The 16,992-nt window shown below is 43.1% G+C and carries 16 protein-coding genes; 15 read left to right on the top strand and 1 reads right to left on the bottom strand.

The window, feature by feature from the left end; genetic code table 11:
• Positions 1-46 precede the first annotated feature (46 nt).
• The 15 genes from ACLTOH_RS02460 to ACLTOH_RS02390 all read left to right on the top strand — a co-directional run bounded on the left by ACLTOH_RS02460 (position 47) and on the right by ACLTOH_RS02390 (position 15,169).
• Entirely contained in the window at positions 47-1,354 is a 1,308-nt protein-coding gene (locus tag ACLTOH_RS02460) for an ABC transporter substrate-binding protein (RefSeq protein ID WP_412223252.1), read from the top strand.
• A gap of 65 nt (positions 1,355-1,419) precedes the next feature.
• Positions 1,420-2,307 carry a carbohydrate ABC transporter permease gene (locus ACLTOH_RS02455; RefSeq protein WP_412223250.1) on the top strand — a complete coding sequence of 296 codons (888 nt, stop codon included), beginning with the start codon at positions 1,420-1,422 and terminating at the stop codon, positions 2,305-2,307.
• 16 nt (positions 2,308-2,323) lie between these two features.
• Positions 2,324-3,130 carry a carbohydrate ABC transporter permease gene (locus ACLTOH_RS02450; protein ID WP_412223248.1) on the top strand — a complete coding sequence of 269 codons (807 nt, stop codon included), beginning with the start codon at positions 2,324-2,326 and terminating at the stop codon, positions 3,128-3,130.
• A gap of 49 nt (positions 3,131-3,179) precedes the next feature.
• Complete coding sequence (locus ACLTOH_RS02445; RefSeq protein WP_227062417.1) at positions 3,180-4,076, top strand: nucleoside hydrolase; 897 nt, start codon at positions 3,180-3,182, stop codon at positions 4,074-4,076.
• Positions 4,077-4,333: 257 nt separating this feature from the next.
• Positions 4,334-4,549 (top strand): IS110 family transposase, encoded by a 216-nt coding sequence (locus ACLTOH_RS02440; protein WP_412223247.1) that lies wholly within the window; start codon positions 4,334-4,336, stop codon positions 4,547-4,549.
• A gap of 55 nt (positions 4,550-4,604) precedes the next feature.
• Positions 4,605-5,279, top strand: a complete 675-nt coding sequence (locus tag ACLTOH_RS02435) for a transposase (RefSeq protein ID WP_412223246.1) — start codon at positions 4,605-4,607, stop codon at positions 5,277-5,279.
• Positions 5,280-5,357: 78 nt separating this feature from the next.
• The gene (locus ACLTOH_RS02430) at positions 5,358-5,507 is read left to right on the top strand and encodes a hypothetical protein (protein WP_227062420.1); all 150 of its coding nucleotides are present in this window, start codon (positions 5,358-5,360) and stop codon (positions 5,505-5,507) included.
• A gap of 549 nt (positions 5,508-6,056) precedes the next feature.
• Positions 6,057-8,189: a glycoside hydrolase family 2 protein gene (locus ACLTOH_RS02425; RefSeq protein ID WP_412223244.1), complete on the top strand. Its 2,133-nt coding sequence runs from the start codon at positions 6,057-6,059 to the stop codon at positions 8,187-8,189.
• A gap of 139 nt (positions 8,190-8,328) precedes the next feature.
• Positions 8,329-8,886 (top strand): hypothetical protein, encoded by a 558-nt coding sequence (locus tag ACLTOH_RS02420; RefSeq protein ID WP_227062426.1) that lies wholly within the window; start codon positions 8,329-8,331, stop codon positions 8,884-8,886.
• A gap of 55 nt (positions 8,887-8,941) precedes the next feature.
• A complete protein-coding gene (locus ACLTOH_RS02415; RefSeq protein ID WP_412223243.1) occupies positions 8,942-10,450 on the top strand; it encodes an alpha-N-arabinofuranosidase in 1,509 nt (502 codons plus the stop codon).
• The gene (locus ACLTOH_RS02410) at positions 10,450-10,725 is read left to right on the top strand and encodes a DUF6171 family protein (protein ID WP_227062430.1); all 276 of its coding nucleotides are present in this window, start codon (positions 10,450-10,452) and stop codon (positions 10,723-10,725) included. Before ACLTOH_RS02415 ends, ACLTOH_RS02410 begins: the two co-directional genes overlap by 1 nt.
• The gene (locus ACLTOH_RS02405; RefSeq protein ID WP_412223280.1) at positions 10,700-11,143 is read left to right on the top strand and encodes a carbohydrate ABC transporter permease; all 444 of its coding nucleotides are present in this window, start codon (positions 10,700-10,702) and stop codon (positions 11,141-11,143) included. The genes ACLTOH_RS02410 and ACLTOH_RS02405 overlap by 26 nt, the downstream gene beginning before the upstream one ends.
• Before the next feature lie 49 nt (positions 11,144-11,192).
• Positions 11,193-12,089, top strand: coding sequence for a nucleoside hydrolase (locus tag ACLTOH_RS02400; protein ID WP_412200284.1), 897 nt, complete (start codon positions 11,193-11,195; stop codon positions 12,087-12,089).
• Positions 12,090-12,094: 5 nt separating this feature from the next.
• Positions 12,095-14,248: an ADP-ribosylglycohydrolase family protein gene (locus tag ACLTOH_RS02395; protein WP_412223242.1), complete on the top strand. Its 2,154-nt coding sequence runs from the start codon at positions 12,095-12,097 to the stop codon at positions 14,246-14,248.
• 21 nt (positions 14,249-14,269) lie between these two features.
• Entirely contained in the window at positions 14,270-15,169 is a 900-nt protein-coding gene (locus ACLTOH_RS02390; RefSeq protein ID WP_227062434.1) for a ribokinase, read from the top strand.
• A gap of 36 nt (positions 15,170-15,205) precedes the next feature.
• Here the strand turns inward: ACLTOH_RS02390 and ACLTOH_RS02385 are convergent, their stop codons facing one another.
• Complete coding sequence (locus ACLTOH_RS02385; protein WP_227062436.1) at positions 15,206-16,945, bottom strand: alpha-glucosidase; 1,740 nt, start codon at positions 16,943-16,945, stop codon at positions 15,206-15,208.
• Positions 16,946-16,992 lie beyond the last annotated feature (47 nt).

The raw sequence follows: 16,992 nt of genomic DNA, 5'->3' as shown, positions 1-16,992 counted from the left end.
ATAACTTGTTTGTGCCTTGAGCGAAGCGAAAGGAATGACAAAAACTATGAAAAAACCCATTTTAAAAAAAGTAATGGCATTGTCTATGGCGGCTACTATGCTTTGCCTTACAGCATGTGGAAACGCCGGCACCCAGAGTGAAGCTCCTGTTGAATCTGCTGAGAAAACAAGTGACACCACTGCAGTAGTAGAAGCCAAGCAGGGAGAATCGGATGGAGAAACTGTTACCATCGGCGTCTGGGCTGAGGATGAACAGAAGAGACTTGAAGCTGCGGTTGACGGTGTTGAAGCTGCTACTGGTGTAAAGGTAGAATTCATACAGTATCCCAGTGACTCTGACTTCTGGGATAACATTCCTGCACAGATTGCAGCAGGTACGGCACCCGACCTGATTTCCTGCACCAATGAACATTATTTACAGTATATTGACCAGGGACTGTTTGAAAGTTTAAATGAGTACATTGATTCCGGTGTTCTTTCCACCGAAAATATTAATGAAGTTGCAATGAACGCATGGAATATAGACGGAAATGTATACGGTATTCCTTACGCATTGAATCCCGGTATTTTCGTTGTAAACAATGATATGTGGAACGAATTCGGACTTGGTGATGCTTATCCGACAACATGGGATGAAGTTCTTGATATCTGTAAAAAAGTAAAAGAAGAGCATAACATGCCTGCACTGTGCTTAAACGTCCAGGAATACCATTTAACCAACTATGCATTGTCCTTTGGTGGTGGCTGGGATTACGGCAACAATATTGACGCCCCTGAAAATGCGCAGGCTTTACAGTTCCTGATTGATGCTTACAAAGAGGGATATATCATTACACCTACCGAACTGGGTCTGAGTTGGGATGGTGCGGTATTGGTTCAGCAGTCCGCATTATTCTCTACCGCTGGTGCTTGGTATCAGCTTACTTTTGAAACCGAGGCACCGGACGTTGAACTGAAATACCTGGCTGTTCCCAAAGGTGGAAATGGCAATGGCGGCGGAACGATGCACACCGCAGCCTTAGTAGCTCTTAAAAACTCCAAGCATCTCGATGCAGCCATGAAAGTAATGCAGTTTGCATTTGGTAATGAGAATCTGTATAAAGCAACAGTAGAAGTGACCAGTGTTATTCCTGCTAACAGCGAATATTTCGATTTATACAGAGAACAGCTGCCTGATCTGGCTCCGCTTGTAGATTATCTTGAAACTTCCCAGCCCTTTGCTTATCCTACTCAGAGTAAGAAGTTCGCAGACCGCTTAATCAGTCTTATGCAGGAAGCTTTAATGAACGAAGAATCTACCCTGACAGGACAGGAAATCGTAACGCAGCTTGCTGAAGAATTTGGCAATAAATAACAAGGAAGAGCTGGTACAGTATTCTAAGGAGTACTGTACCAGATTTGACTAAGGGGTGAACACGATTGAAAACAAAATATAAGAAGAATGAAGTACTTACAGCTGTGCTTTTTTTGGCACCTTCTGTGCTCCTATGGTTATTCTGGTTTTTATACCCAGCACTAAAGTCGATGCGGTTGTCATTTTATGATTATAGCTTTATCAATCCTGAGCGACAGAAATTTGTCGGCTTGGATAATTACATCAGGCTTTTCCAGGATTCTGCTTTTCTGGATGCCCTAAAGCATACTTTTATTCTTGCATTTGTTGTTGTTGCATTTATTTCTGTACTTGCATTCATTATTGCGGTTTTACTAGAAGGAAATATCAGAGGCAAAACATTTTTCCGTACGGTCTGCTTTATGCCTTATATTATTTCATCCGTAGCAGTCAGCATATTCTTTATGTACTTTTTTGTTAAGGGCGGACTTGGTACACGCCTGTTTATGCTTTTTGGTGCAGAAGATACAACATGGTTTACGAATAAGAACTACGCTCTGTTTTTTGTAGCTATTATATATATCTGGCAACAACTAGGGTTTTATATGATTCTATATATAGGAGGATTACAGAACATATCTGAAGAGATTTATGAAGCTGCCAAAATAGATGGTGCATCAAGACTGCAGTCCGTCCTTCACATAACAGTACCGCTTGTGAAACCTACAACATATATGGTAATAACGCTCGGAATGATTAATGCGTTCCAGATTTTTGACCAGATTGCTGCCATTTCAAAGAACGGACCTCTCGGTTCACCGGCGGGTTCTACCAGCACCGTAGTAACATTCCTTTACCAGCAGTCTTTCAGCTATATGGACATGGGATATGGAAGCGCCGCTGCAATGGTGCTTGTTGTAATTATCTTCGTACTATCTCTGGTAAGAAATTTTGTCAGCAAGGATGGAAATTAGAGAGGAGAGACTGAGAATGAATTTAAAGAAAATTACCCATTATGCAGTCTTAATCGTGATTGCCTGTATTTTTCTGGTTCCCTTGTTATATGTATTTTATAACTCACTTCTTCCGTATCGTTACGTGCAGACCTGGGCACCAATTGACGTGTGGACATTGGATAATTATAAAGAACTGTTTCAGAAATATCCAATTCTACAGTGGTATTGGAATACTTTTGTTTCTACTGTCATTGTAGTAGTAGGCAATTTGGTGTTTCCTGTCATGGCAGGATACGCACTGGCAAAACTAAGATTTCCTGGAAGAAAGCTGATATTCAGTATTCTTCTGATTTCCATGATGGTGCCCTTCCAGCTTATGATGATACAGATGTATATCATGCTGGCAAAAATGAATATGCATAATACAATCTGGGCGATTACGCTTCCTTTCTTGTCACAAACGATGTACCTGTTTATCGCAAGGCAGTTCTTTTATTCTGTGCCAGATGAGCTGATAGAAGCTGCAAGAATTGATGGTGTGAGTCATGCAGGTGCATTTTTCAAAATTGTATGTCCTATGTCAAAACCACTTTATGCAACAATTGCGATTCTTGCCTTTACGGGAACGTGGAATTCCTATCTGGTGCCTGCTACCTTTATCAACAGGATTGAAAAATATACACTTGTGGTTGGACTGCAGACGGTAAATATGTCTTTCTTCCAGAAAACTAATCTGACTATGGCAGGCGTTGTTTTATTATCCTTCCCAGTAATCTTATTCTTTATCTTTAACCAGAAGAAGTTCGTTCAGGGTGTTATGTCATCCGGAATTAAAGCATAAATCATTTACATGCCATATGAGTTATCAATTATGGAAAGGGAAACAGATTATGAAGGATTACGAACGATTAAAAATGATGGAATACCCAAAAGACCGGATAGACCTTGTTATTGACACGGATGCTGCAACAGAAATAGATGACCAGTTTGCAATTGCATACGCACTGCTTTCCAGGGAACGGTTTCATATCAGAGGGATTTACGCTGCTCCTTTTGCAATGAATGAAAAAACAAAAGATCCCAACGTTGGAATGCAAATGAGCTACGATGAAATAGTCAATATCATGCATCTTTGCGGTGAAAATCCCGATGGATTGGTATTCCATGGTGCCGGTGCATATGGTGCACCGCAGCCATCAGATGCATCCATGCATTTGGTTCAGCTGGCGAAAAACTACAGCCCGGAAAAACCGCTTTATGTAGCCGCTATTGGGGCAATCACAAATATTGCTACAGCTATTTTACAATACCCTGATATTATCAATCGAATTGTGTTGGTATGGCTTGCAGGAAATGATTTTGACGACAGTCCTAATGTATATAACATTTACCAGGATGTGAAATCCGCTCAGGTAGTGTTTGATTCAGGGGTACCATTTATTCACGTGCCCTGTAATTATGTGACATCTCATCTGCTTACGGGAATACCTGAACTGGAAAACTGTATTGGCAGAAAAAATGCACTATGTGATTACCTGGTAGAAAATGTAAAAAAGTATGGAGAAAACCACTTTGCATGGGGCAAACAGATTTGGGATATCGGGGTCATTGGTTATCTGATGAACGAGAATTTTTCATCCTGCGAAACTGTATCCGCACCCATTTTGACTGATAACATAACCTGGAGCAGAGATTACAGAAGGCACCTGATCAAAAATGTAAAACACCTCGATAGAGATGCAATCTTTCGGGACATGTATAAAAAACTTGGCAACCTGGAGACATAGAATAAATGAAGTATGATGAACACTTTCGAAATAAACTCTATTGAGCTTCCTGTATACTTTAAAGAGTAAAGGGAATTGACCAAAAAGAATACCTCAAGTAAATGTTGAAAATCAGGCAATTAATCTTTTGTCAAAAGAAGAACTGAATAAGAAAATAGAGGTGGTAGAAAAAGAATTGAGATCCTGTACCTGGCGGGAATTGGAAACAAACGGTAAATTTTCCAAGAACGATAAAAATTGATGTCAGAGGAAGGGAGTTGAGTCGCGGAGCATTTGAATTCAGCAATACTTCAGAGGGCTTTGAGAATGCAAAAGCATGGATGCTGGAACTAGCAGCAAAAAATGATAAGAAACAGATAGTGCTGGGTCTTGAACCGACAGGCCACTACAGGTTTGCGTTGGCCGCATGGATGATTTCAAGCGGAATCAGTGTTGTCCAGGTAAATCCATATGCCGTAAAGCAAAGAAATTGAAGACAACAGCCAGCTCAAGGATGACAGAAAAGATCCGAAACTGATTGCAAATCTTGTGAAAGATGGAAACTACGGAATGCCATATCTTCCAGAAAATGTTTATGCAGATATGAGAAGGCTCTCCATGTTCAGAGATCAGCTTACCGAGGACAGGATAAGAAATATCAATCGTCTTCACAGGGAATTGAAAATCTATTTTCCGGAATACATGGCCGCATTTGGGAAAATAGATGGAGCATTCACTCTGGAAGTACTGAAAGTGACAGCAATCCCATCAGAAATCAAAGCACTGGGAGCAGAAGGCCTGAAAAATATTTGGCATAATGCAAAACTAAGAGGACTCGGTTATAGCAGAGCCGGAGAAATCGTGAGCTATGCAGAAAAAAGTGTGGGATTGACGGATGTGACAGATGTAGGACGCGAGGCAGTGAGATGGTATGCAGAACAGATACTAAAACTGGATGGGCAGCTTGCATCGGTTGAAAGTATCTTACACAGGAAATGCAGGGAAATCCCGTATGCTGAGAACATACTGGCAATCAATGGAGTAGGTGAAAACATACTGTCTGGAATACTGGCAGAAATGGGCGATGTCAGCAGGTTTGATGATGTGAAGGAAATCCAGAAGCTAAGTGGGATGGGACTGGTGTCATGCAGCTCCGGCAAGCATAAAGGGCAGACAAAGATCAGCCACAGAGGACGCAAGAGACTTCGTTACTGGCTGTTTTAGGCAGCAAAGTCAGCGGTATCGCATGCGGATGAATTCAAACAGCTACATGAGTATTACACAACGCGGCCCAATAATCCATTGAAAAAGATGCAGTCACTGATTGTGATAGCCTGCAAGATACTGAGGGTGATCCACACTATCCTGAAGACAGGGACGACATATGATCCGCAGAAACAGTTGAAAGATATCAAACGCCCGGTAGAAGCACAGGCACCGATGGCAGCATAGGAAACAAAGATATACAAGTAACACACTCCAGAACTCTGTCGAGTGACCGATGGGAGGCATCGGAGACTGGACAGGGTTCTGGAACAGAAACCCGTAAATGATGGAGTCCGGAACGGACTGCATCTGCAAAAGACCAACATGAGACTGTAGTGGCGTAGCGTCCACTGAACCAATCAGCACCACGACAGGTGAATGCAGGTCAGTAACAATCAAACATAAAAACAAGAGCTGTAGCCGGCATCGGTTTTTACCGTGGGGCATGACCCCGTCTAGGAGCTTGGCTGGCACTCAGTGTATGGTAGATGGGACGAAGGAAGTTGGGACATGATCCCCTTAGACACGGAAGGTTCATCATCATAGTTGATCAGAGGGAAAATAGCCTTTATAAAGCAAACTAAAAGGATGCTTTATTAGCTATACTTATTTATCAGCTATTCGGTACAAGATACTACGATATCCATCACTCTCGGCTCTTGTTTTGAGGTAAATAAAAATCGTCAAATCCAGAAAAATCAATAGATTAGGGCTTGACAGAATAGGAAGGATTCTATGAGACAGGATTTATCAAGGAACTGGGAAATTTTACAGGATGTGCATGACACGTGTGAGCAGCTCGGGTTGCCGGAGCATGAAGAGTTTATGACCCTGCGGGGACCGCAGATTTCAGAATGGGAGCCGCTGCCGGAGCTGAAGCAGCTGCAGCTGCTCTATTCCGAGCATCCGTACTGGGGAAGAGAACTGCGCTATTTTAATGATGCTCCGTGGTGGTATAAAAAAGAATTTGAGCTGTCACTTGATGCGACGGATCGTGTGGAATTGTGCTTTACAAATGTGGATTATTACTGCAAAATCTGGTTGAACGGTGTATATCTTGGTTCTCACGAAGGATATTCAGCTCCGTTTTCTTTTCCACTGAATGAGGTGGTACAGCGAAATGGAAAGAATCGGCTGATTGTAAAGGTCTGGTCACCGTGGGATGAAAAGGTGGCGGGTGACCGGCAGGAGGAACGTACCGGTGCGGTCTATCGAAATATGGTAAAAGGCACTTATGAGCATTCCGATACATTTATTCAAAGAGATGTAAACCCGGTTGGTATTTATGGAAGCGTCAGCCTGAGGATACAGAAAGGAACCGGTTTTGCAGAAAATCCGGAATTTTCCTATCAGCTGGATGAAGCGCTGGAGCGTGCGGATCTGCATTTGCAGGTAAAGGTGCGGAGACCGGAAGCAGTTTCCCTGAGATGGAGTATTACGGACTGCTTTACCGGAGTGGTGGTTTTGTCGAAAAATGAGGAGCTGACCGGTGTACAGCCCTGCGGGGACTCTGAGCTGGCAGTTGCTTGTCTGGACGGAACCCTTTCCAATGTCCGGCTCTGGAACACCTGGGATAAGGGAACACCGTTTGTTTATCGGGTAAAAGTGACGCTTTGTGCAAAGAATGGAACGGTACTGGATGCTTATGAGGAGACGACCGGATTCCGGAAAATTGAGATGCGGCGTACACCAGAGATGACAAAGTTTATCTTAAACGGAAAAGATTTTTATATGAGAGGAACGGCATATTTTCCGGATGTGTATGTATCAGCAATGAATGAGGAGCGTTATCGCAGAGATCTGTTGCAGATTAAAAACAGCGGCTTCAATATGGTTCGTGTTCATGTGCATGTAGATCTTCCGGTTTTTTATGAGCTGTGTGATGAGCTTGGTCTTGGAATTATGCATGATTCCGAATATAACTGGACGCATCCGGAGGATGAAGCGTTTGCGGATCGTTTTGTTCATATATATCTGGAAACAGTAGACATGCTAAAAAAGCATCCGTCGCTGTTTTGCTGGATCTGCATGAATGAGCCGGGCGATCTGACAGTAAGTACGGGGGCGAAGCTGTTTGCAGCGGTATGTGAGCATGATCCGAGTCGTCCGGTTATCAAGGGTTCCTTTTGCGTAGATGATCCGGATAGCGGAGACAGCCATAACTATACCGGATCGTTGGATGGCGGACATTACAGCGACATTTATGGGACGACAGAAAAAATGAATACGGAGTTTGGATTTGATGCGCCGCCATGCATAGATGACCTGAAAAAGATGCCGCCGGTATACCGCCGTCTGCAACCGATTCTGGATAATCTGGATTCAATTGGGCAGTATCAGTATCATCTGTTGAAATACTATATTGAGCATTATCGTATGCAGAAGTATAAGCCAAATGCAGGCTATGTGCAGTTCTTGTTTAATGATATGTGTCCGCAGACCTTTTACGGTATTTATGATTACTGGGGACTTCCGAAAAAGGGACTGCAGGCTGTGCTGGAGAGCAATATGCCAGTCGGAATATTTTTAAAATTTAAAGACAAGCTGGATGCGATTTATGCGGTCAACGATTACAGCTGTGCGCTTGGCATTTGCCGTGTAGGCTACAGTATTACTGATGAGACAGGAAAGGTAGTAGCCGAGGATGCAAAGGATATCAATATAAAAGAGGATTCGCTCACAAAGCTTTGGGAGTTTGATGGAACGATTCACAGCGGCAGTGTTTATAATGTTGCCCTGTGGATTGAGCAGGACGGAAAACTTCTGGCACAGAATGGATATCACGATGTATTTTATATGCCGCAGCACACGCCAGGCCATCCGACTTATATGAGCCATGAGACCGGCTGCAGAATTTACTGGGCATAGAGCTACGGATATCAGGGAGCAATCTGCAGGCATCATAGTATAACGAAGAGAAGAAAAAGAGGGCTGTGAAAAGAGAATAGTCCAGAAAAAAAGAAGGACCAAGGGGTTTCTTATAAAACTGATGCTGGCAAAAATGAATATGCATAATACAATCTGGGCGGATACGCAGCCGGAGAACGGCACCAATGAGAGGATTCTGGTGGAGGATTGTGTCTACGGTTTCTGCCACAGGTGTCTCACCTGTGGTTCGGAATCCGTACATAACCGGAATATCCTCATGCGCAGAATAAAGATCAAGGGAGCGGCGAGACTGTTGTGGCTGAAAATGCGTCCGGACACCCCGCAGTGCTATGAATACATAACCGTGGAACAGATCGAAGGCAGGGTAAAGGAATTCCTTAAGATCTATCACTGGACACAGTTTTTTGATCTGAAGGACCGCAAGGACAGACCGCTTTCTTATGCTGATCATATCACCATGTGGGATTGTGATTGTGTCTGTGATACATTTTTTGATGTGATCGCGGATGAAGAGCAGTATCTTCTTACGGATTTTACACTGAAGGACCTGCGGATCAAGGCAAGAGTGGATAATTTTTCGGAAGACAAATTAAGAAGCGTAGTATATGAGAACGTACAGGTGGAAGAGAGCACGGAGCCGGCGGGGAGCTGGCATGAAGTGAAGGGCTTCCAGTGATATTTTACGTAAAAAGCCACAGCGGCGGATAGTGTAAGCCGCGGAAAGGATCAATATGGCAAAGCTGTATATCAACGAGAAAAACAAGAAGGGACATATCAACCCGGAACTTTACGGTAACTTCTCCGAGCATCTAGGCAGATGCATCTATGAGGGACTGTATGTGGGAGAGGATTCCGAGATCCCCAATACCAACGGTATGCGTAATGATGTAGTGGCAGCACTCAAGGAGATGAAGCTTCCGGTGCTGCGCTGGCCCGGCGGCTGTTTCGCGGATGAATACCACTGGAAGGACGGTATCGGACCCAAGGAGAACCGCAAGAAAATGATCAACACCCACTGGGGTGGTGTGACCGAGGACAACAGCTTCGGTACCCATGAGTTCTTCGAACTGTGTGAGCAGATCGGCTGTAAGACCTACATCAACGGCAATGTGGGCAGCGGCACTGTACAGGAGATGTCCGAGTGGGTCGAGTATATGACCTTTGACGGGGTATCACCCATGGCAGACCTGCGCCGGAAAAACGGCAGAGAGAAAGCCTGGAAGGTGGATTATTTCGGTGTCGGTAACGAGAACTGGGGATGCGGCGGCAATATGACTCCGTCCTATTACGGCAATCTGTACCGCAGATACCAGACTTATGTGAGAAATTATGATCCAAAGCAGCCTATTTTCAAGGTATGCTGCGGTCCCAATACCGGAGATACCTATTGGACGGAAGAGGTGTTAAAAACCTGTTTTGAAAATGCACCGGAATGGCTGCACGGTTTTATGGATGGACTGTCTCTGCACTATTATACCCTGCCGGGAGATGACTGGTCGAATAAGGGAAGTGCGCTGGATTTCGATGATGCGGCATGGTACAAGACCTTAGCCAAAGCCTTTAAGCTAGATGAACTCATCGGAAAACATTCCACTATCATGGACAAATACGATCCCGAGAAGAAGATCGGTCTGATCTGTGACGAGTGGGGAACCTGGTATGATGTGGAGCCCGGCACGAATCCCGGATTTTTATACCAGCAGAGCACCATGCGTGATGCACTGGTAGCGGGACTTTCCTTAAATATTTTTAACAAGCATTGTGACCGTGTGAAGATGGCAAATATCGCACAGTTAATCAATGTATTGCAGGCAGTGATCCTGACGGAAGGACCGAAGATGCTGCGGACTCCGACTTATCATGTGTTCCATATGTACAAATACCATCAGGATGCGGATCTGGTGGAAAGTTATATCGATGGCGTGGAGCAGGTCGGTGAGGATGAGAAGTACAAGGTTCCCAATTTGCAGGAATCCGCTTCCGTGGATAAGGACGGTGTGGTGACCATTACCCTGAACAATCTGTCTATCAATCAGGCGGAAGAGATGGAGATCACCTTCGCGGAATGCGACCCGAAGCAGGTAAGCGCAGCGATTCTTACCAATGATATGCATGCATATAATACTTTTGAGGATCCCGACAAGGTACACGAGGAAGTATTTACAGATTATAAGATCGAGAACGGAAAGATCACATTTACCATGCCGGCGTGCAGCGTGGTAATGTTCCGGGTGAAATAATGCCGGACGAAGAAGTAAAAGAAGTAAGGCAGAAATACCCCTGCAGAAAATGTCTGTTGAGGGAGATGGATCAGAATGCCTATATGGAAAGTCTGTATGCGTACATCGCCAGACTGGAGCCTGAGATCAAGGCGGACGAGGCAGTTTACGAAGAACGTCTTGGCATATGCAAAGGCTGTGATTATCTGAAGGAAGGCTTGTGCGGTGCCTGTGGGTGCTTTGTGGAACTCAGGGCTGTGATTGCCAAAAATGTATGTCCCTACCAGAAGTGGTAATACAATCTGGGCGATTACGCTTCCTTTCTTGTCACAAACGATGTACCTGTTTATCGCAAGGCAGTTCTTTTATTCTGTGCCAGATGAGCTGATAGAAGCTGCAAGAATTGATGGTGTGAGTCATGCAGGTGCATTTTTCAAAATTGTATGTCCTATGTCAAAACCACTTTATGCAACAATTGCGATTCTTGCCTTTACGGGAACGTGGAATTCCTATCTGGTGCCTGCTACCTTTATCAACAGGATTGAAAAATATACACTTGTGGTTGGACTGCAGACGGTAAATATGTCTTTCTTCCAGAAAACTAATCTGACTATGGCAGGCGTTGTTTTATTATCCTTCCCAGTAATCTTATTCTTTATCTTTAACCAGAAGAAGTTCGTTCAGGGTGTTATGTCATCCGGAATTAAAGCATAAATCATTTACATGCCATATGAGTTATCAATTATGGAAAGGGAAACAGATTATGAAGGATTACGAACGATTAAAAATGATGGAATACCCAAAAGACCGGATAGACCTTGTTATTGACACGGATGCTGCAACAGAAATAGATGACCAGTTTGCAATTGCATACGCACTGCTTTCCAGGGAACGGTTTCATATCAGAGGGATTTACGCTGCTCCTTTTGCAATGAATGAAAAAACAAAAGATCCCAACGTTGGAATGCAAATGAGCTACGATGAAATAGTCAATATCATGCATCTTTGCGGTGAAAATCCCGATGGATTGGTATTCCATGGTGCCGGTGCATATGGTGCACCGCAGCCATCAGATGCATCCATGCATTTGGTTCAGCTGGCGAAAAACTACAGCCCGGAAAAACCGCTTTATGTAGCCGCTATTGGGGCAATCACAAATATTGCTACAGCTATTTTACAATACCCTGATATTATCAATCGAATTGTGTTGGTATGGCTTGCAGGAAATGATTTTGACGACAGTCCTAATGTATATAACATTTACCAGGATGTGAAATCCGCTCAGGTAGTGTTTGATTCAGGGGTACCATTTATTCACGTGCCCTGTAATTATGTGACATCTCATCTGCTTACGGGAATACCTGAACTGGAAAACTGTATTGGCAGAAAAAATGCACTATGTGATTACCTGGTAGAAAATGTAAAAAAGTATGGAGAAAACCACTTTGCATGGGGCAAACAGATTTGGGATATCGGGGTCATTGGTTATCTGATGAACGAGAATTTTTCATCCTGCGAAACTGTATCCGCACCCATTTTGACTGATAACATAACCTGGAGCAGAGATTACAGAAGGCACCTGATCAAAAATGTAAAACACCTCGATAGAGATGCAATCTTTCGGGACATGTATAAAAAACTTGGCAACCTAGAGGCATAGAATAAATGAAGTATGATGAACACTTTCGAAATAAACTCTATGGAGGAGTGATTGGAAAATATATCGGTGTAATGCATGGTGCAGAAATCGAAAGCTGGACTTATGAACAGATAAAGGATGTTTTTGGTGAAATCAAGCAGTATCCTGTCCGTTTTAATAATTTCTGCAGTGATGATGATCTGAATGGACCATTGTTTTATATGCGTGTTTTACAGGATTTTGGAACTTCAAACATCAGCGAAAGGCAAATGGGACATACCCTTTTAAATTATGTGGGAGAACGTCATGGTTTTTTCTGGTGGGGCGGATATGGTACCTCTACGGAAGAAACAGCTTATTGGAACTTGCTAAATGGCATAGAACCTCCCCTTTCAGGTTCCATAGAACAAAATGGAAAAATAACAGCAGAGCAGATAGGGGGACAGATTTTTTCTGACTGCTGGGGACTGCTGTGTCCGGGTGATCCTGCGCGAGCGGCACACTTCGCAAAAATGATGTCCAGTGTCAGTCACGACGGTAATGGTATCTATGGTGGACAATTTGTAGCGGCAGCCATTGCATCTGCATTTACATCAGAAAATGTAGAACAAATCATAGAATCAGCGTTGTCAGTGATTCCAGCTGACTGCGAATACGCTCTGATGGTAAGAGACGTGGTGACACAAAGCAAAAAAAATGAAGGTGACTTCCGTAAAACTTTCCACTTTGTAAAGGAAAAATACGGATATCAGAATTATGGTGGAGTGTGCCATATTATTCCCAATGCTGCAGTTATGGTACTGTCTCTAATACACGGGGCAGGTGATTTTTCAGATACTTTGAATATCTGTAATATGTGTGGCTGGGATACAGATTGTAATGTCGGAAATATTGGTACGATAATGGGCGTATTTACCGGTGCAGAGAAGATACCCAGTCAGTGGACAGAATCTTTATCAGACTTCCTTTGTGCATCCAGCGTGTTAGGTTGTCTGAATATACAGACATTATCGCAGCAGGCACTGCAGCTAATGAAACTGAGTCACAATCTTTACGGAGTAGAGCCTGAACCTTACTTTGCCGAGTTATTTGCGAAAACAGAAGGAAAACACTTCCATTTTGAATTTCCTGGTGCCTTGCATGCAATTCGTGTCCGGGCTAGCAGAAACCAGAAAGTACTGCTGACAAATACCAAAGAGGAAGCAGCGGGAGGAGAAAGGTCTTTAAAGGTAATAGCACCCTACTTGCATAAAGGTGAATCCGTACAAGTCTATTTTAAATCCTACTATGTCCCTCAGGATTTTCAAGACAGCCGTTATGATCCGGATTTTTCTCCTATCGTATATCCAGGAGATAAAATTACTGTGATGATTAAGGCTAGTAATTCTTCACAACAGATGACTGTCTGCCCTTTTATTAGGGATAGAATCACCGGTCAGTATATTAAACTGGAAAAAGCAGCCCTTCATCTTTCTGATCCATTACAGAATACGCAGAATGATAAATTCCAAAAACTGGAATTTCAAATTCCTACATATGAAGATATTCTCATAGAGGAAATAGGATGGGAATTTTACGCACCTATTGATAACAATATGGGACCCTTTACGGTATTCCTAGATGATGTCGAAATCATACAGAATCCTAATTATATGATTCATTTTGATAAGCTACCCATGGAGCGTTGGAATGTGCTTCATACCTGTGTTGCGGGGCTTACCTGGCTACGAGGTAAAGTTGAACTTGAGGATGGTTGGCTGGCTGTGAGTGGGTGCAGCGCACCCGCTGAAGCCTACACAGGAGAAATTCACTGGAAAAACTACAGGTTTCAAAGCATTATAAGGCCTGGTAAAGGTGATACACACCGTATACTATTCAGGGTACAGGGTGCCATGCGGTGCTATGCTGCAGGGTTCATGAAGGATAACAGACTGCTTCTCTGGAAAAAAGAGAAAGATTATCGTGTGCTGTGCCAATGTCCATTCACCTGGGAACCAAACAAAGAGTATAAGCTTACTGTTGAAGTAAACGGCAATAAGACTGTTATTTATGTAAATGACCATGCTTACCTGGAATGGGAAGACAAAGAGAACGCATACAATGAGGGATGCATTGGATTTGGGACAGAAGGAAGCAGTCGAACATTCTTCAAGGAATACGAAATCTGTATGCTAGAGTAACAGGAAGGGATGAAGTGATTGATGAAAATAATAAACTGTGGTTCACTGAACCTGGATTATGTATATTCTGTTGACCACATGGTACAGAAAGGTGAGACCCTATCATCCATCTCCATGGAAACATTCTGTGGAGGCAAAGGTTTAAACCAGTCCATTGCACTTTGTAAAAGTGGTATTTCGGTGTATCATGCCGGACGTGTGGGCAGAACAAACGGTGACATGTTGTTAAAAATGCTGGAAGATGTGGGCGTAAATACAGATTTTGTCTCCATTGTGGAAGAGGAAACAGGTCATGCCATCATTCAGAGGAATTTGGTGGGTGACAACTGCATCTTATTATATGGAGGAGCAAATAGAGGAATTGAAAAGCCCTGGATTGATGAATTATCCTCTCATTTTGAGGCAGGGGATTATCTCTTACTTCAAAACGAAATCAGCAATCTTCCTTACATAATGGAAAAAGCAATTGATGCAGGTGTTCACATTATATTAAATCCCTCCCCCATGGATCAGCAGGTACTGGACTGTCCTGTAAAACAGGTAGACTACATTATCTTAAACGAGATTGAAGCGGCGGAAATATGCGGTCTCGTGGGTAAAATAAAAGACGAACAGCTTGCGGGAAAGCTTGCTGAATCATTTCCGCATACAAAGGTCATTCTGACTCTTGGAGAAAAAGGTGCCTTGTATCTGGAAAAGGGAAACATCATCAGACAGGAGAGCTTTCATGTGCCAGTAGTGGACACTACTGCTGCCGGAGATACTTTCACGGGTTATTTCTTTGGCAGCATTTTAAGTGGCATGAAGCCGGAAACTGCTTTACAAAGAGCAGCAAAGGCTGCGGCTATCGCAGTGACAAAGAAAGGAGCAGCACCTTCCATACCAGAAGCCCTAGAAGTGGATGGTTTCTTTTCCGAATAAACATTACGTGTAGAATAGAGCCCTGTAAGGATAATCTTACAGGGCTCTATTCACTGATTTCAGGAGAATTAATTCTGCCTGATCCTGCATCAGAAGCACAATTGATTCACAGCTATCTAAAGTTATGGAACGCTGGGTGTTCATTTCTTCCAATGCAATATCGTTTCGATTAACGTTAGACAAAAGAATCTGCTTTACAACTCCCTCTAGTGGAAGAGCGCAGGAACAATCTCCATAATTCCCAATCACAAGAATATTCTTTCCATCTTTCTCACTTAATCGCTTATAGGCAAATATTCCAGGAACCTTTTCATAAGCAGGTACAAATGCGCCATAAGTGAATGTCTCCAGGAATTTAGGATTCTTACGTAAGGCAATCAGCTTTTTGTAATAGGATAGCACGGAATCCGCATCTTCTTTTTGTGCTGCCACATTAATACAAGCGTAATTACTATTCTCTAAAAGCCATGGATTACCGGTTGTAAATCCTGCATGGGGAGTGGCATCCCACTGCATAGGTGTTCGTGCATTATCTCTGCTGTTTTCATTGCAGGCGTTCAGTGCCTCTTCTTTACTGCATCCAGCTGCAAGGGCAACCTGGAACTGGTCGATCGTACTGATATCATTATACTCAGAAATATCGCTTCTAACGCAGTTAGTCATTCCAATCTCCTGACCTTGGTAGATAAAAGGAATGCCCCTAAGCAGAATGGAAGTAGTGGCCAGCATTTTCTTTCCTGCATCATTTCTGGCATAAGCAGGCAAATAACGGCTTGCACCCCGTGGCTCATCATGATTTTCAATGATATTTGCTTCAAACCCTATTTCCATATCCCTTTGCTGGACTGCGAATGTAACATCTCTCCAAGCTTCGAAATGAAATGGCGGGGCATCATACCAGCCGTGTCCCTCACTGCTCATTGACTGTACAGAAAAATCAAATTTAGTAGAAAAATGTCCGTTATCGCCAATAAATTCGGGCAGTTCACTTTCCTTCATATTGAACACCTCACCCACAGTAAAGGCATCATATTTTTCAAATGTCTCTTTCTTCATTTCTTGCAGGAAGTCACCTATACCATTGGTGGACTCCAACATTTTAACACAGGACACCAGACCATCATCACCATCCGGGGGAAAGGAGGGGAAGGAGGTATTCTTTTTGATATTGATAATAGCATCAATCCGGAATCCAGAGACACCTTTGTCAAGCCACCAGTTAATCATCTCATAGATTTTTTGACGCACGGTCGGATTTTCCCAGTTTAAATCAGGCTGTTCCTTTGCAAAACTATGCAAATAGTACTTACTGCTTCCGGGTACCTTCTCCCAGACAGAACCCCCAAAATAAGAGCGGTAGTTGCTGGGCGCATTTCCGTCTTTGCCCTCCAAAAAGTAGAAATAATCAGCATATTCTCCATCTGGGTCATCCAGTGCCTTTTGAAACCATTCATGTTGACTGGAACAATGATTTACTACAAGATCCATGATAATATGCATACCACGTTTTTTTGTCTCTGCCAACAGTGTATCAAAGTCCTCCATGGTTCCAAATTCTTCCCCGATTTTGTAGTAGTTCGAGATATCATATCCCTGGTCTACAAAGGGAGACTGATAGATTGGAGAAAGCCAGATGATATCAATGCCCAGTTCCTTTAGATAATCCAGTTTGGAAATAATGCCCTTGATATCCCCAATACCGTCACCGTTTGTATCCATAAAACTCTTTGGATAGATTTGATAGGCAACTTTACCATGCCACCATTTACACTTCATATATCGTACCTCCTCGTTACAAATACATCATTTATTGAATTGTCTTT

It is taken from the genome of Waltera sp. (assembly GCF_046969025.1).
GTDB lineage: Bacteria > Bacillota > Clostridia > Lachnospirales > Lachnospiraceae > Acetatifactor > Acetatifactor acetigignens.
Note: the sequence above shows the minus strand (reverse complement) of the source record. Positions and strands in the feature narration are given on the sequence as shown.

Excerpts from the sequence above, each read along its gene's own strand:
- ACLTOH_RS02460 (WP_412223252.1), top strand. The coding sequence starts at position 47 with ATGAAAAAACCCATTTTAAAAAAAGTAATGGCATTGTCTATGGCGGCT.
- ACLTOH_RS02445 (WP_227062417.1), top strand. The coding sequence starts at position 3,180 with ATGAAGGATTACGAACGATTAAAAATGATGGAATACCCAAAAGACCGG.
- ACLTOH_RS02415 (WP_412223243.1), top strand. The coding sequence starts at position 8,942 with ATGGCAAAGCTGTATATCAACGAGAAAAACAAGAAGGGACATATCAAC.
- ACLTOH_RS02425 (WP_412223244.1), top strand. The coding sequence starts at position 6,057 with ATGAGACAGGATTTATCAAGGAACTGGGAAATTTTACAGGATGTGCAT.
- ACLTOH_RS02420 (WP_227062426.1), top strand. The coding sequence starts at position 8,329 with ATGCATAATACAATCTGGGCGGATACGCAGCCGGAGAACGGCACCAAT.
- ACLTOH_RS02395 (WP_412223242.1), top strand. The coding sequence starts at position 12,095 with ATGAAGTATGATGAACACTTTCGAAATAAACTCTATGGAGGAGTGATT.
- ACLTOH_RS02390 (WP_227062434.1), top strand. The coding sequence starts at position 14,270 with ATGAAAATAATAAACTGTGGTTCACTGAACCTGGATTATGTATATTCT.
- ACLTOH_RS02450 (WP_412223248.1), top strand. The coding sequence starts at position 2,324 with ATGAATTTAAAGAAAATTACCCATTATGCAGTCTTAATCGTGATTGCC.
- ACLTOH_RS02410 (WP_227062430.1), top strand. The coding sequence starts at position 10,450 with ATGCCGGACGAAGAAGTAAAAGAAGTAAGGCAGAAATACCCCTGCAGA.
- ACLTOH_RS02405 (WP_412223280.1), top strand. The coding sequence starts at position 10,700 with ATGTATGTCCCTACCAGAAGTGGTAATACAATCTGGGCGATTACGCTT.
- ACLTOH_RS02385 (WP_227062436.1), bottom strand. The coding sequence starts at position 16,945 with ATGAAGTGTAAATGGTGGCATGGTAAAGTTGCCTATCAAATCTATCCA.
- ACLTOH_RS02400 (WP_412200284.1), top strand. The coding sequence starts at position 11,193 with ATGAAGGATTACGAACGATTAAAAATGATGGAATACCCAAAAGACCGG.